Raw genomic sequence first — 13,993 nt, forward strand, 5'->3', positions numbered from 1 at the left:
GCCGCCATCTCCGTGGTCGCGGCCACGGTGGCGTGGAATTTGCCGGGTTTCATGCCGATGCTCTCGAACCACCGCGCGGTGCCCGGTATGCGGCCGCCGCCGAAGAACTTGTTGAAGCCGTGCGCGGCGAGCGTCAGTCCCAGCACCAGCCGCAGGATCAGTAACCCGACGTCGTACACATTCATAGGTGCAAACCTAGCGGGTAGCCCTCGCGATCCGGAAAGGTGCGCGACATCCTCATCGACCGCATCGATCCGCTGACCCGGCGGCGCGGGTTCGGCGTGAGTTTCGGTTTCGGGCTGCTGCGCGGGCGGTACTGACATACTCGTCGGGGCCTGTCGGGAAGGTCCCGACGGGCCGCACGACGAGGGGGTACACCACGACCCGCAGCAATCCGGTGGTCGAACTGGACGGCCGCGCGGGTCACCCCCGCGCGCTGCTGGGCAACAAGGGCCACGGCATCGACGCGATGCGCCGGCAGAACCTGCCGGTGCCCCCGGCGTTCTGCATCACCACGGAGGTGGGCCTCGACTACCTCGCCGAGCCCGCGGCGACGATGGACGCGATCTGGGACGAGGTGCTCGACCGGATGCGCTGGCTGGAGTCGGAAACCGCACGGACGTTCGGCCGCGGCCCGCGGCCGCTGTTGGTCAGCGTGCGGTCGGGAGCCACCCACTCGATGCCCGGGATGATGGACACCATCCTGGACGTGGGCATGACCGACGCCGTCGAGGCGGCGCTCGCCCTCGAGGGCGGCCCGCAGTTCGCCCGCGACACCCGGCGGCGGTTCGCGACGATGTACGGGCGGGTCGTCGGGCAACCCGTGCCCGACGACCCCTACGCGCAACTGCGCGGCGGCGTCGAGGCGGTGTTCGCCTCGTGGGATTCGCCCCGCGCGCTCGCCTACCGCGCCCACTACGGCCTCGACGACGGGCGCGGCACCGCGGTCGTCGTGCAGGCGATGGTGTTCGGCAACCGCGGCCCTAACTCCGGTGCGGGCGTGTTCTTTTCGCGCAATCCCATCACGGGCGCCGACGAGCCCTTCGGCGAATGGCTGCCCGGCGGCCAGGGCGACGACGTCGTGTCGGGACTGGTCGACGTCGCGCCGATCGCGGCGCTGCGGGACGAGCAACCGGCCGTCTACGACGAGCTGACGGAGGCCGCCCGCGGCCTGGAGCGGCTCGCGGCGGACATCCAGGAGGTCGAGTTCACCGTCGACGGCGGCACGCTGTGGCTGCTGCAGACGCGGGCGGCCGAGCTCTCGGCGCAGGCCGCGGTGCGGCTGGCCCTGCGACTGCGCGGCGAGGGGCTGATCGACGACGCCGAGGCGCTGCGCCGGGTGACGCCGGCGCACGTCGAGGCTTTGTTGTCGCCCGCCTTGCAGCCCGAAACACGTTTGGCCGCATCGCTTTTGGCCAAGGGCCTGCCGGCCTGCCCCGGCGTGGCATCGGGCAGGGCCTACACCGATGTCGACGAGGCGCTGGCCGCGGCCGACCGGGGCGAGCGCGTCATCCTGGTGCGCGACCACACCCGGCCCGAGGACGTCCTGGGGATGCTCGCCGCCCAGGGCATCGTCACCGAGGTCGGCGGCGCCGCCAGCCACGCGGCGGTGGTCAGCCGCGAACTCGGCCGGGTGGCCGTGGTGGGCTGCGGTCGCGGCGCCGCCGCGGCGCTGGCCGGCAAGCAGGTCACCGTCGACGGCTACGAAGGCGAAGTGCGCGAGGGCGATCTGAGCCCGTCGGCCTGGTCGGAGAGCGACACGCCGGAGCTGCGCGAGCTCGCCGGCATCGCCCGGCGCATCAGCCCGCTGCGCGCGCATACCACCGGCGAACACCCGAGGCTGGACGACACCTCCGATGCCGCGGTGCGCGCGGCCCTCGATGACGGGCGTACGGACGTGGTTTCCAGCACCCCGTTGACCATCATGCTGAAAGCGCTACGGCTGCAGGCACACTCATGACCGAACTGGCGGTGCTGCAGGCGGTCCGGCTGAAGGGCCGGGTGCGTCCCACCGAGCTGGCCGCGACCCTGGGCCGGGATCCCGGCGACGTCGCTGACGTCGTCGAGCGGCTCACCGCGGCGGGGCTGCTGGTCGACGACGCGGCGCTGCGGATCAGCCCCGGCGGCCGCGCCCGGCTCGAGGCGTTGCTCGCCGAGGAGCGCCGCGGGCTCGACTCGGGCGCGATGGCCGCCGCTTATGCCGACTTTCGCCCGGTGAACACCGAGTTCAAGTCGCTGGTCACCGATTGGCAAGTCAAGGGCGGCGCGCCCAACGCCCACGACGACGCCGAGTACGACGCCGCGGTGCTGGCCCGCCTCGACCGGGTGCACGCGCGGGTGGTGCCGATCATCGAGGCGGCCGCCGCCCAGTTGCCGCGGTTGGGCGCCTACGCGACGAAACTCCTTGCCGCGCTGGACAACATCAAAGCCGGCGACACCGCCTGGCTGAGCAGGCCGCTCATCGACTCCTACCACACCGTGTGGTTCGAACTGCACGAGGAGCTGATCGGCGCCGTCGGGCTGACCCGCACGGAGGCCGAAAGATCCGACGACGCGCAATAGCTTTCACAGCGCCGCGTCGAGCAGCTCGACATAGGCGTCGATGTCGGGGATGGCCGACTCGGCGGCGTGCACGCTGATCGCTATCGTGTCGCCGATGCCGTGCACCCCATGGGTCAGCCCCATCGCCGGCGACAGCGCCGGGTATCCGGCCGTCAGCACCACCCGCGCTCCCCCGAAGCTCAGATCGGCGGCCCCGCGGTTGACGCTGGACACCACGGTGTTGCCGGCCACCTGCGTGGGCCGGACGGCAGGGTCGAATTGGGCAACACCCCAACGCAATAGCGCGGCGGGCACCGCGGCGAAGGCCCGGTCGGCCGCTCGCGTGGCCGGGTGGTCGAAGCGCCGCCGCCCATTCGCCAGATCGGCCGCGATCCGCTCAACCCGGGCATCGAAGCCCAGTTCGGGGTGCAGCCCGACGACCACGTTCCCGAAGTGGTTATGCGCCCGCGGCGCACCGGGTTTGGCCATCGGAACCTCGGCGCCCAGCGTGTCGGACCCGCCGCCGAGCAATGTGGACAACGCCGCGGACACCGCCGCCAGCACCCCGACGGTGACCGTCGGCCCGCGCAGTTGGGAACGGCGCCGCACCAGTGTCCGCACCGACCGGGCGCCACCGGGCCGGGCGTTGGTGGGTTGTGGCGGCCGCGACCCGGCCCCCGGCGCCAGCAGCCCGGCGTCGGTGTCGCGGACCAGCCGGCGATGGGCGCGCGCCGCCTCGACGGCCCGCCAGGGCAAGAACCCCGCCGACGGCGGCGCCAGGCTGGGCACCGGGGCCGCCCGCCCGAACAGCCAGGCCGCCAGCGCCGAGGCACGGGCGCCGTCGGCCAGCGGATGCGCGACCTGCAGGACCGCGACGCTGCCCGGCCCGGAAACGCCCGGGACGCCGAACACGGGCGTGAACACGTGCAGCCGCCACGGCATCGCCCGAGCGTCCAGCTGGTCATCGGCGAGGGCGACGACGGCTGCCAGGCACTCGCGCCAGCCGGGGTCGGCCAGGTCGTGGCGGGCCACCCACTCGGGCCCGGGGCCGGCCGGCACCCACCGCGGATAGGCCAGCCGGCCGCGGTCGGCGACCCGCATCGCCAGGTCGGGGCACGCGCGCGCCCGCGCGCACACCCGCTCGAGGGCACCCGCGCAATCCGCCGGTTCGCCGTCGAACGCGTACAGCAAGAACTCGTCGCTGGGGATTTTGGCCGACATCCAGTAGAACTGCGCATCGACCGCGGCCATTCGTTGCGCCGCCATGGTTTCAGCCGGGTGAGCCGACGAACGTCAACACCAGGTTGGCGACCTTGTCCGGCTGTTCGAGCTGCAAAAAATGCCCGGCGTGCTCGACGATGGCGACCTCGCTCCCCGCCGGCAGCGCCTTTTCCGTCCAGCGGGTGAAAGCCGATGTCATGCAACCGTCGTCGCGCCCGTGCAGATACAGGCACGGCAGCAGGGGTTCCTGGGTCCACAGCCGGTTCAGGTCGGCATACTCCGCCGGCGGCCGCGGGTGGCGGATCGTGGCCCGGTACGTTCCCAGCGCCGCCCGCCAGCTCTCGGGGGTGCCGATGGCCGCGTCGACGTGGCGCAGGTCCTCGTCGGCGCGATAGCCCGGCGACCATCGTCGCCACAGCAGCGGCAGCACCCAGGACGCGGAACGTTCCGGCAGCCAAGGCAATTGGAAGTACAGGATGTACCAGCTGCGCACCAGCTGCGGCGGCAGGTGACCGAGCAGCCGCAGCCGGTCGGTCGCGCTGCCGCGCCGGCGAAAGCCCGCGGAGACGGGCACCGACATGATCACGGCCTTGGCGAACGGGCTGTCGGGCATCGCGGCCAGGCCGGTCGCGGCGATCGCGCCCCAGTCGTGGCCGATCACGACGTCGCGCTCGGTGCCGCCGGCGGCCGAGCGCACCCGCAGGGCGTCGTCCATCAACGCGCCGACGTGAAAATCGCCGTCCGCGGGAAGCGCCGACGGTGCGTACCCCCGCATGAACGGCGCGACGACCCGCCACCCCGACTCGACGAGCCGCGGGGCGAGCTTGCGCCATCCGTAGGCGGTGTCGGGGAAGCCGTGCAGGCACAGCGCGATCGGCGCGTCCGGCGGCCCCCACGTCAGGGCCTTCAGATCCCCGGCCGGGCCGGGCACGTCGAGCCAGCCCGGTTCACCACCCATCGGGGGCTCGCTCGGTGTCTTCAGCCATGTTCACTCCCTCATCGGCGGGGGTCCGCACCGACCAACCTAACGCCTGTTCACTCGAGGGGCGCCGACCGCACCGCCGAAGTCACCAGATCACCACGGCGGCAACATTTTTCGCACCCAACGCGCCCTACTGATAGCGTCTGGGTATGGCGACCGCAACGCCGGCCCGCCGGTGGGCCAAGACCGGCGCCACCCAGCAGCGGATCCTCGACGCCGCCACCGACGTCTTCGCGACCAGGGGATTCACCGCCGCGACGATGGCCGACGTAGTCGCCGGTTCGGGCGCCAGCGTCGGCAGCATCTACCACCACTTCGGCGGCAAGAACGAGCTGTTTTTGGCGATCTTCGAACGGATGGCCACTGCCGTCGATCGCCGCATCGACGAGGCGATGCGGCAGGCCGGTGCTGCGGCCGACCCGCGGCGCGTCTTCGAATTGCATGTGCGGGCCTACCTCGAGGCGATGTGGGAGAACCGGCGGCTGGCCCGGGTGCTGACGTCCGGGGACACGCCGCCGGGGTTCGAGGTCGCCCGCCGCGACCGCATGCAGGCCGCCTTCCGCCGCTGGATGGCGGTGCTTCAGCTGGACACATCGGTGCGCGGACAACTCCTGAGCCGCATCCTGGTGGCGACCATGGCCGAGTCGTCGCTGATGGTCGCGGCGTGCGAGGACCCCGACGAGGTGCCGGCCATCACCGACGCCACCCTCGAGTGGATCGGCCGGCTTACCGAGTGAGCTCGCCGGCGACGGCCCGCTCCAGGTCGGCCACGACGATCTTGCGCATGCCGTACATCGCCTGCGTGGCCGCGGCCGCGCGTGCGCGGTCCGGGTCGCCGATCAGCTCGTAGAGTCGGTCGGGGACGATCTGCCAGCTCAGGCCGAAGCGGTCCTTGCACCAGCCGCACTGCGATTCCTCGCCGCCGTCGGTCAACCGCTCCCAGTAATAGTCGACCTCGTCCTGGTCCTTGCAGTGAATCGTGAAGGACACCGCCTCGCTGAACGAAAAGTGCGGCCCACCGTTGATCCCGATGAACCGGGTGCCGTCCAGCACGAAACTGCCCGACAGGACCGTTCCCGGCTCCCCCGGGCCGGCCTCGGTGGTCCGGTTGAAGCCCTCGATCCGCGAGTTCGGGAAAACCGACGTGTAGAACTCCGCCGCCTCCTCCAGGTTGTGGTCGAACCACAGCGACGGCGTGATCGATGGCATGGCAACTCCTTTGGCGTTCGTTGGTGGGCGGTCTCAGTGATAGACCGCGGTGGCGGCGGGAACTCATCGCGGCACTACAGATCATTGACAGTAATAGAACGCAATTCTAATATTCGGGAGATGACCGCCCCGAAGCTGTGGGCCAACTCGGGCGACTCGCACTTCCTCGAGCCGGACGACCTGTGGCGCTCGCGGCTGCCGCGGCGGCTGGCCGAGCTGATGCCGCGGACCGAGAAGGACCCCGACGGCCGGTGGGAGTCCATCCACGTCGACGGCCAGGTGTTCCGGCGGCGCCTGCCCAGCCTGGCCCAGCAGGAGTTCATGGCTGCCACGGTCGCCGCGGCGGGCTCGCGCGACGTCGACAAGCGGCTGGCCGACCTCGACGACGAAGGCATCTGGGCTGAATTGGTCTTCCCGTCCCTGGGCATGTGGTCCGGCTCTTTTCGCACGCCCGAGCTGCTGCGCGAGGCGATGCGGGCCTCCAACGACTGGGCCAGGGAAGCCCTGATGGATCGGTCGCCGCGGCTCATCCCGACGGCGCAGGTGTCGACCATGGACATCGACGACGCCGTCGCCGAGCTAAACCGTTGCGCCGCAATGGGATTCAAGGCGGTGTTCCTCCCGGTGACACCCCATCCGGCCCAGCGCGACTACCACCGCGAGGAGTGGGAGCCATTCTGGGCGGCCGCCGAGGGCGCCGGCTTGGTGATCGCGTTCCACATCGGCACCGAGCCAATCGATTTCGCCGCGGGCGACTCGATCGGCGTGACGTATCACGGCCCGGGCGGCGCGGTGCTGAACTACACCGAGACGTCGTTCGGCGGGCAGCGCGCGGTGGTGAAGCTGGTCGCGTCCGGCGCCCTGGATCGGCACCCCGAACTCAGGGTGCTGGTGTCGGAGGGCGGTGCCACCTGGGCGCCGTTCATCGCCGACCGGATGGAGGAGGGCTATCGGCAGCACGCAATGGTGGTGCGGCCCAAGCTCTCCCGCAGCCCGCGCGAAATCATCTACTCGCAGGTGTACGCGTCGTTTCAGCACGACTCCTCGGCCGTCGCCGCGGTGACGGCGATGGGTTTCAGAAACGTGTTGTGGGGCAGCGACTATCCGCACATCGAGGGGACCTTCGGCCACACCCAGGCGACGCTGCACCAGCTGTTCGACGGCGTTGACGCCAAGACCCGAGACCGCGTCCTGTTCGGCAGCTTCGCCGAGCTTTTTCCCGACGCGCCCCTGCCACCGGGGGCCCAGGTCCGCGGTGAATAGCTTGCCTAGGTAACGTCGAGGGGCGATCTACGAAAGAGGACCCCCGTGAGCGCCGTGAGCAGCACCAATGAGACGGTCGAGTTTTCCGGCCACAACGGGATCACCCTCGTCGCCGACGAGTGGAATCGCGGCGCGGCCGGGGCGGCCGACCGGCCCACCATCCTGATGTTGCACGGCGGCGGCCAGAACCGGTTTTCCTGGAAAAACACGGGCCAGATCCTGGCCGACGACGGGTTTCACGTCGTGGCACTGGACTCCCGGGGCCACGGCGACAGCGACCGCGCGCCCGACGCCGACTACGACGTCGAGACGCTGACCGCCGACGTCATCCGCGTGTTGGACGCCATCGGCCGGCCGGTGGCGATCATCGGCGCCAGCATGGGCGGGCTGACCGGCATCCTCGCCGCCGACCGGGCCGGCCCCGACCGGGTGACCAAACTGGTGCTCGTCGACGTCGTGCCCCGATTCGAGAAGGGCGGCAGCGCCCGCATCCGCGATTTCATGTTCAGCGGCCTCGACGGGTTCGAAACGCTCGAGCAGGCCGCCGACGCCGTCGCCGCCTACCTGCCGTACCGGAAGAAGCCCCGCAGCCCCGAGGGGCTGAAAAAGAACCTGCGGCTGCGCGACGGGCGCTGGTATTGGCACTGGGACCCGGCGTTCATGACCAAGCCCGGCGACGACCCGGAGCTGCGCACCGAAAAGTTCGAGCACGCCGCGACCAACCTGACGATCCCGGTCCTGCTGATTCGGGGCAAGCTGTCCGACGTCGTCAGCCCCGAGGGCGTCGAGCACTTCCTGACGCAGGTGCCGCGCGCCGAGTTCGTCGAGCTGTCCAACGCCGGGCATACCGCGGCCGGCGACGACAACGACGCGTTCAGCGAGGCCGTCGTCGCCTTCGTCGAGCGGAGCTAACTCTGGATGGCGTGAGCAGACGCAAAATCGCATTTTCCCTGGCTCGATCGTGCGATTTTGCGTCTGCTCGGCACCCTCGAGCGAGGTTAGTTAGCCGGTTTCTCGGCGTGCCCGCCGAACTGCTTGCGCATCGCAGACAGCGCCTTGTTGGCGAAGTCGTCGAGTGAACGCGAGGCGAAGCGGGACTGCAGCGCGGTCGTCAGCACCGGCGACGGGACGCCCTCGTCGATTGCCGCGATGGCGGTCCACCGGCCCTCCCCGGAATCCGAGACCCGCCCGGAGAACTCCTTCAGCTCGGGCGATTCGTGCAGCGCGATCGCGGTCAGGTCCAGCAGCCACGAGCCGATCACGCTGCCGCGGCGCCACACCTCGGCGACGTCGGGGATGTCGAAATCGTATTGATAAAACTCCGGATTCGACAGCGGCGCCGTTTCGGCGTCCCCCTGCTGGATGTGCTTGCCGATGTCGGCGTTGCGCAGGATGTTCAGCCCCTCCGCGAGCGAGGCCATCATGCCGTACTCGATCCCGTTGTGCACCATCTTCACGAAGTGCCCCGCCCCGGACGGGCCGCAGTGCAGATAGCCGTTTTCCGCTTGCGCGATGGCGCCGTCGCGGCCCGGGGTGCGTGGCGCCGCGTCCACCCCGGGCGCGACGGTGGCGAAGATCGGCTCGGCGCGCTCGAACGCGTCGGTGTCGCCGCCGATCATCAGGCAGTAGCCGCGTTCGCGGCCCCACACCCCGCCGCTGGTGCCACAGTCCAGCAGGCGAATGCCGTTCTCCGATAATGTCTTTGCGTGCGTGATGTCGTCGCGGTAGTAGGAGTTCCCGCCGTCGATGACGATGTCCCCGGGCTCCAGCGTTTTGGCCAGTTCGTCGATCACTCCGGTGGTGATGGTCCCGGCCGGCACCATCACCCAGACCACCCGCGGGGTGGCGAGTTTCTCGGCGAGCTCCCGCAGCGACGACACCCCGGTCGTGTTGTCCTCGCCGGCCATCGCCTGCACCGCGTCGGGGCTGCGGTCGTAGACCACGCATTCGTGGCCGCCCTTGGCGACCCGCCGCACGATATTGGCGCCCATGCGGCCCAAGCCGATCATCCCTAGCTGCATCGTGTCTCGTCTCCTTATTCTTTCGTCTGCTTGGCGTGGGGCAGCCACGGCTCCTGCCAACTGCGGTGGCCGTGCAACAGCGATTGCGCGGCTTCCGGTCCCCAGGAGCCCGGGTCGTAGTGATGGATGCGGCCCGGCCTGTCCAGCACCGGCTGCACGATCCGCCAGGTTTGCTCGATGGCGTCCTCTCGGGCGAAGAGCTGGCGATCCCCGAGGAACGCGGCGTACAGGAGCCGTTCGTAGGGCCGCACCGCTTCACCGAGGTCTTCGGCGAAGGACGAATCGAGGTGAACGTCGTGCCACGAGTTGCCGACCTGGGCCGACAGCTGCAGGCGCATCCCCGGGTCGGGGTCGATGCGCAGCACGATCTGATTGGGGTCGGGCGGACGGCGGTTGGGCAGAAACGAAAACCCGGGCACGTGATGCAGGAACATCCGGACCTCGGTGACCCGCTCGGGCAGCGCCTTGCCGGCGCGCAGGAAGATCGGCACGCCGGCCCAGCGCCAGTTGTCGATTTCGGTCCGCAGCGCGATGTAGGTCTCGGTCTGCGAATCCTTGGCCACCCCGGCGACGTCGGTGTAGCCGCGGTACTGCCCACGCACGCAGCGCTCCGGGTCCAGCGCCGGCATGGCCCGGAACACCTCGGCCTTCTTGTCGTTCAGGTCGTCGTCGGTCGGGCCGACCGGCGGCTCCATCGCGACCAGCGCGAGCACCTGCAGCAGGTGGTTCTGCACCACGTCGCGCAGCGCGCCCACCGCGTCGTAGAACTTGCCGCGGTCCTCGACCCCGAAGTCCTCGGCCATGGTGATGTGGATTTCGGAGATGCTGTCGCGATCCCACACCTTGGCGAGGCCGTTGTTGGCGAAGCGCAGGTATTGCAGTTCTTCGACGGGCTGCTTGCCCAAAAAGTGGTCCACGCGCAGGATTTGGTCCTCGTCCAGCACCGCGCGCAGCCGGGAGTTCAGGTCGCGCGCGGAGGCGAGGTCGTGGCCGAATGGCTTTTCCACCGCGACGCGCGCGCACTCCAGCAGGTCGACCTTCGCGAGGTTTTCGACGATCGGCGCGAACAGCGACGGCGGCATCTCGAGGTAGTAAAGCGGGCGGCGGTCCTCGCCGATCCGCTGGGCGAGCTCTCGGTACAGCGCGGGATCGGTGACGTCGCCGTGCAGGTAGGACAGCCGGCCCGCCAGCCGGTCGAACACCGCGTCGTCGAGGTCCTCGCCGGAAACCTTGATGGCATCGCGCGCCCGCTTGGCCAGTTGCTCGACCGACATGTCGTCACTGGCCACACCGATGATCGGGCACTTGAGCAGGCCGCGCGACTCGAGCCGGTACAGGGCTCGGTACGTCATCTTGCGGGCCAAATCGCCGGTAATACCGAAGATCACCAGCAGATTCGACGAACTCTCACCGTCGGCCAAGACGCGCACCTCCCTCGAGATTCGCTACCCGCGGCAACCCGTGCTCAACCCTAAACATTGCATTTGGGCCCGACAACCCGAAGCCGACCCGGCCTTTGGCAGGATGCCAAGCGTGGGTGACCTCCTGCACATCGCGCTCTACGTCCTGGCCGGGATCGCCGCGATCGAAGCCGGCGCGATCGCCGTTCTGTCGGTCCTGCTGGTGCGCGCCCGCCGCGAGATCGAGGAGTTGCAGCACCGGACCGACGCGCGCACCCAGCTGCTGTCGGGCGGCCGCGAGGCCGTCAAGCGGGTGTGGAACGCGGCCAACCTGATGCGCAAGGAGGGCTTCGGCGCCGCGGTGCGCAGCTCGATCGAGGACCTCGCCGACTGGGCGGAGGTGGAGCGTCCCGACCTGGCCCGCGTCACCCCAGATGGCCGGGTGGTGATCCTGTTCTCCGACATCGAGGAGTCGACCGCGCTCAACGAACGGATCGGCGACCGCGCCTGGGTCAGGCTGATCGGCTCGCACGACAAGCTGATTTCGGGACTCGTGAAGCAGCGGTCGGGACACGTGGTGAAAAGCCAGGGGGACGGCTACATGATCGCCTTCGCGCGCGCCGAAGAGGCGGTGCGGTGCGGCATCGACGTCCAGCAGGCGCTGCACAAGGACGCAAAACGCAAGCGGGGCGAGGACATTCGGGTGCGCATCGGAATCCACATGGGCCGCTCGGTGCGACGCGGCGACGACCTGTTCGGGCGCAACGTCGCGATGGCCGCGCGGGTCGCCGCCGAGGCCGTCGGCGGCCAGATCCTGGTGAGCGAACCGGTGCGCGACGCCGTCACCGACTGTGACGGCATTCGATTCGACGAGGGCCGCGACGTCGAGCTGAAAGGTTTCTCGGGCAGCTACCGCTTGTTCGCCGTCGAACCCGAGGCCGACCCCGACGCGGACTGAAACCCCTCCCCGTCGGATTCGGCCAGCCGCTGATGCAGCCGCGCGCGGATCTCGTCGGCGGTGTACGCGCGTCGCTTGCGCTGGTCGCGGGCCACCAGCACTCCCCCGGCGACGACGCCGGCCACACCGGCCAGGCCGATCCACTTCCAAACGCTGCGCATGGTTGACAGGCTATTACCGCTATGGAAACCCTTCGCGGCAAGGTCGCCGTCGTCACCGGGGCGGGCAGCGGCATCGGCCGCGCTATCGCCGGCGCGCTCGCCGGCCGCGGCGCGCACATCGTGGCCGTCGACATCGACGACGCCCGCCTGACGGCCGTCGCCGCCGATCTCACCGAGGCCGGCGTGCTCCTGCAGCGCGCCGACGTCTCGGATCCGGTTGCCTTCGAGGGGGTTCGGGACGCCGCGCTGCGGCGATTCGGCCGGGTCGACATCGTGGTGAACAACGTCGGAGTGCTGACGAACGGCCTGCCCCAAGACATTCCGGTCGCCGAGTGGCAACGCATCCTCGACGTCAACCTGATGTCGGTGGTGCGCAGCAACGCCGCCTTCCTGCCGCTGCTGCTCGACCAGGGCAGCGGGCATGTGGTCAACACCGCCTCCTTCGCCGGGCTTTTCACCTACTCCTACGACCGGCTGCCGTACGCCGCCACCAAGGCCGCCATCGTGCAGATTAGCGAGGGCCTGGCAATTTATCTGCGGCCCAAGAACATCGGCGTCACCCTGCTGTGCCCGGGGCCGGTGCTGACCAACATCGCCGCCGTCGTGCCGACGTTCGGAGGCGGGGCGCCGCTGCGGATTCCCGGTGAACAGTTCGAGTTGCTCGACCCCGCGCCCGTCGGCGAGCTGGTCGCCGACGCGATCCTGCGCAACCGATTCCTCGTGCCCACCCACTCCGGTGTCGTCGACGAGTTGCGCCGCCGCGTCGACGACTGGGACGCATACATCGACTACCAGATCTCCCGTGAACCACGAAAATGAAAGGCAGACAGCGATGGCTGACACCCGCGCCCGCGGACTGGATGCGCTCAAGGAGATGTTGCCCGGCGTCGTCCCGGACGGCGCCACCGGACTGAGCGATGGCGGCCTTGCCGACGAACTCGGTGACATGAGCCTCGATCACGTTTTCGGCGCCCTGTGGACGCGCCCCGGCCTCGATCGGCGCTCGCGGAGCCTGGTCACCCTGGGCGCGCTCATCGCCCTGCGGGCCAGCGACGAGCTCAAGCTCCATTTCCAGATCGCCCTGCACAACGGGTTGAGCCTCGAGGAGATCGAAGAGGTGATCTACCACATGACGGGCTATGCCGGTTACCCGGCGGCCGTCAACGCGCGCAGGGTCGCACGCGAAGTCCTTCGGCGCTCGTAGGCTGGCTTGAATGCTGACACTGGACCAGGCGCTGGAAGAGACGCGGACCGGAGACCTGTGGCTGTTCCGCGGCCGTTCGCGACCCGACCGCGCGATCCAGACCTTGACGAACAGTCCGGTGAATCACGTCGGCATGACCGTGGCCATCGACGACCTGCCCCCGTTGATCTGGCACGCCGAACTGGGCGACAAACTGGTGGACGTGTGGACCGGCACCAACCACCGCGGCGTGCAGCTCAACGACCTTCGCGAGGCGGTGCGGCAATGGATGGAGCGCTACGGGCAGCGGTGCTGGCTGCGCCAGCTGACGCCGTATGCCACCCGCGAGCAGGAGAACAAGCTGCTGCGGGTCATTGCGCGGATGGACGGCACCGCCTTCCCCACCACCGCCCGGCTGACCGGGCGGTGGTTTCGCGGCCGGCTGCCGACCGCGTACGACTGGGTGCGCGGAATCCCGTTGGTGGACAGGAAGGTTCGCGAGCAATCCCAGCGACGTCGGCAAGCGCGCAAGATGAGCCTGGAGACGGCGTATTGCGCGGAGACGGTGGCGATCACCTACGAGGAAATGGGCTTGCTCGACACGGACAAGGACACGAATTGGTTTGACCCGGGGAAGTTCTGGAGCGGTGACGTGCTCCCGCTGGCCCCGGGGTACCGGCTGGGCGACGAAATCGCCGTCGTCGCCGGTTAATCGACCGACATCTCGCCCAGCTCCGACCAGCCCATGCCGTCGATGGTCTGGTTGATGATCTTGGGCGTGGACGTCAGCGCCTGCGGGAGCTCCCGCATCGCCCGCTTGAAGTGGTCGCTGTTGACGTGGATGCCGCCCGCGTCGTCGTCCCGGAAGGCCTCCACGAGAACGTACTCGGCCGGGTTGTCCAGGCTGCGCGACCACTCGAACCAGAGGTTGCCCTCCTCGGCGCGAGTGGCGGCCGTGAACGCGGACACCAGCTCCGGCCAGCGCAGCGACGAATCCAACAGGCCGTCGGCGTCCAGGCCGGTCAGCTCCACCGTCTCCCCGGCCACCGGATGG

16 protein-coding genes and 1 pseudogene are annotated in these 13,993 nt (G+C 69.7%); 9 read left to right on the forward strand and 8 right to left on the reverse strand.

The features are described 5' to 3' along the window. A partial coding sequence (locus A5673_RS25635; RefSeq protein WP_156748636.1) for a DoxX family protein occupies nt 1–185 on the reverse strand: 185 nt, incomplete at its 3' end. 197 nt (nt 186–382) lie between these two features. On the opposite strand from A5673_RS25635, the pseudogene A5673_RS25640 reads away from it, so the two are divergent. Together A5673_RS25640 and A5673_RS25645 are read left to right on the forward strand one after the other, a co-directional pair. Continuing rightward, nucleotides 383–1,960 (forward strand): annotated as a pseudogene (locus tag A5673_RS25640) (pyruvate, phosphate dikinase); the annotation flags it as partial. Beyond that, nucleotides 1,957–2,562: a hypothetical protein gene (locus A5673_RS25645; RefSeq protein ID WP_068239058.1), complete on the forward strand. Its 606-nt coding sequence runs from the start codon at nt 1,957–1,959 to the stop codon at nt 2,560–2,562. The pseudogene A5673_RS25640 and the gene A5673_RS25645, both read left to right, overlap by 4 nt. Nucleotides 2,563–2,565: 3 nt before the next feature. Here A5673_RS25645 and A5673_RS25650 read toward each other — a convergent pair whose 3' ends face one another. Both A5673_RS25650 and A5673_RS25655 read right to left on the reverse strand, forming a co-directional pair. Then, a complete protein-coding gene (locus A5673_RS25650) occupies nt 2,566–3,807 on the reverse strand; it encodes a WS/DGAT domain-containing protein (RefSeq protein WP_068239061.1) in 1,242 nt (413 codons plus the stop codon). A gap of 4 nt (nt 3,808–3,811) precedes the next feature. Continuing rightward, nucleotides 3,812–4,720, reverse strand: a complete 909-nt coding sequence (locus A5673_RS25655; RefSeq protein ID WP_068239064.1) for an alpha/beta fold hydrolase — start codon at nt 4,718–4,720, stop codon at nt 3,812–3,814. A 173-nt stretch (nt 4,721–4,893) separates the two neighbouring features. Between A5673_RS25655 and A5673_RS25660 the strand changes: the two genes are divergently transcribed. After that, the gene (locus A5673_RS25660; protein ID WP_068239072.1) at nt 4,894–5,481 is read left to right on the forward strand and encodes a TetR/AcrR family transcriptional regulator; all 588 of its coding nucleotides are present in this window, start codon (nt 4,894–4,896) and stop codon (nt 5,479–5,481) included. On the opposite strand, the gene A5673_RS25665 is transcribed toward A5673_RS25660, so the two are convergent. Continuing rightward, nucleotides 5,471–5,953 (reverse strand): VOC family protein, encoded by a 483-nt coding sequence (locus tag A5673_RS25665; RefSeq protein ID WP_068239077.1) that lies wholly within the window; start codon nt 5,951–5,953, stop codon nt 5,471–5,473. The two genes, A5673_RS25660 and A5673_RS25665, sit on opposite strands and share 11 nt — an antisense overlap. A gap of 120 nt (nt 5,954–6,073) precedes the next feature. On the opposite strand from A5673_RS25665, the gene A5673_RS25670 reads away from it, so the two are divergent. Beyond that, nucleotides 6,074–7,216 carry an amidohydrolase family protein gene (locus A5673_RS25670; protein ID WP_068239079.1) on the forward strand — a complete coding sequence of 381 codons (1,143 nt, stop codon included), beginning with the start codon at nt 6,074–6,076 and terminating at the stop codon, nt 7,214–7,216. Nucleotides 7,217–7,261: 45 nt separating this feature from the next. After that, entirely contained in the window at nt 7,262–8,128 is an 867-nt protein-coding gene (locus A5673_RS25675; protein WP_068239082.1) for an alpha/beta fold hydrolase, read from the forward strand. 86 nt (nt 8,129–8,214) lie between these two features. Here A5673_RS25675 and gnd read toward each other — a convergent pair whose 3' ends face one another. After that, nucleotides 8,215–9,237, reverse strand: a complete 1,023-nt coding sequence (gene gnd, locus A5673_RS25680) for a phosphogluconate dehydrogenase (NAD(+)-dependent, decarboxylating) (RefSeq protein WP_068239089.1) — start codon at nt 9,235–9,237, stop codon at nt 8,215–8,217. A gap of 14 nt (nt 9,238–9,251) precedes the next feature. Further along, nucleotides 9,252–10,658 (reverse strand): glucose-6-phosphate dehydrogenase, encoded by a 1,407-nt coding sequence (locus tag A5673_RS25685; protein ID WP_068239106.1) that lies wholly within the window; start codon nt 10,656–10,658, stop codon nt 9,252–9,254. Between the two features lie 103 nt (nt 10,659–10,761). On the opposite strand from A5673_RS25685, the gene A5673_RS25690 reads away from it, so the two are divergent. Continuing rightward, the gene (locus tag A5673_RS25690) at nt 10,762–11,595 is read left to right on the forward strand and encodes an adenylate/guanylate cyclase domain-containing protein (protein WP_068239091.1); all 834 of its coding nucleotides are present in this window, start codon (nt 10,762–10,764) and stop codon (nt 11,593–11,595) included. On the opposite strand, the gene A5673_RS25695 is transcribed toward A5673_RS25690, so the two are convergent. Next, the gene (locus A5673_RS25695) at nt 11,547–11,756 is read right to left on the reverse strand and encodes a hypothetical protein (protein WP_068239093.1); all 210 of its coding nucleotides are present in this window, start codon (nt 11,754–11,756) and stop codon (nt 11,547–11,549) included. The two genes, A5673_RS25690 and A5673_RS25695, sit on opposite strands and share 49 nt — an antisense overlap. Nucleotides 11,757–11,777: 21 nt before the next feature. Here A5673_RS25695 and A5673_RS25700 point away from each other — a divergent pair, with 21 nt between their 5' ends. Genes A5673_RS25700 through A5673_RS25710 form a run of 3 tightly spaced genes read left to right on the forward strand, consistent with a single transcriptional unit; the run spans nt 11,778 to nt 13,651 of the window. Then, nucleotides 11,778–12,575, forward strand: a complete 798-nt coding sequence (locus A5673_RS25700; protein WP_068239096.1) for an SDR family oxidoreductase — start codon at nt 11,778–11,780, stop codon at nt 12,573–12,575. A 13-nt stretch (nt 12,576–12,588) separates the two neighbouring features. Continuing rightward, nucleotides 12,589–12,960, forward strand: a complete 372-nt coding sequence (locus tag A5673_RS25705) for a carboxymuconolactone decarboxylase family protein (protein ID WP_068239099.1) — start codon at nt 12,589–12,591, stop codon at nt 12,958–12,960. 10 nt (nt 12,961–12,970) lie between these two features. Then, on the forward strand, nt 12,971–13,651 hold the full coding sequence (locus A5673_RS25710; RefSeq protein WP_068239101.1) for a guanylate cyclase: 681 nt from the start codon (nt 12,971–12,973) through the stop codon (nt 13,649–13,651). On the opposite strand, the gene A5673_RS25715 is transcribed toward A5673_RS25710, so the two are convergent. Continuing rightward, the gene (locus A5673_RS25715) at nt 13,648–13,971 is read right to left on the reverse strand and encodes a putative quinol monooxygenase (RefSeq protein WP_068239109.1); all 324 of its coding nucleotides are present in this window, start codon (nt 13,969–13,971) and stop codon (nt 13,648–13,650) included. The genes A5673_RS25710 and A5673_RS25715 overlap by 4 nt on opposite strands. Between the last annotated feature and the right edge of the window lie 22 nt (nt 13,972–13,993).

This window comes from Mycobacterium sp. E3198, assembly GCF_001667015.1.
Taxonomy (GTDB): domain Bacteria; phylum Actinomycetota; class Actinomycetes; order Mycobacteriales; family Mycobacteriaceae; genus Mycobacterium.